The organism is Flavobacterium soyae (genome assembly GCF_021245985.1).
GTDB classification, from domain to species: domain Bacteria; phylum Bacteroidota; class Bacteroidia; order Flavobacteriales; family Flavobacteriaceae; genus Flavobacterium; species Flavobacterium soyae.
Genome location: NZ_JAJQXA010000064.1, coordinates 1 through 304, shown reverse-complemented (window position 1 = coordinate 304; position 304 = coordinate 1). Strand labels below are relative to the sequence as shown.

Annotated in this window: 1 protein-coding gene; it reads left to right on the top strand. The window is 58.6% G+C overall.

Going from position 1 to position 304, the window contains the following annotated elements; all coding sequences use genetic code 11:
* On the top strand, positions 1–304 hold a 304-nt coding region (locus LUU93_RS21945), incomplete at both ends, for a hypothetical protein (protein WP_232683235.1).

Genomic DNA, 304 nt, shown 5'->3' with positions numbered 1-304 from the left:
AGGAGGCAGTGTTACAAGAGCAAAGCGTACAGCGGCGGATCCGGGCGTGGCCTGGAATCGGGAACAGCGCCGGTACAGGTCGATCCGGCTTTTTGTCAGGGCGATGAGCCCGCCTGGGTGACGACCTTGGACCGAGCATACAAAAGCCCCGGCATCGATTGTATTGCACTAGGACAATTGCTTTGCCGCGATGGTCGCGCAATGCTGTGCGCACCCCTACACACGCCGGTTGCAGCTGTCATGGATAAGTGGAAGTCAGCCTTGGACCTCGCCCGCAGCGGTGAATCCAAATACAAGATTCTGG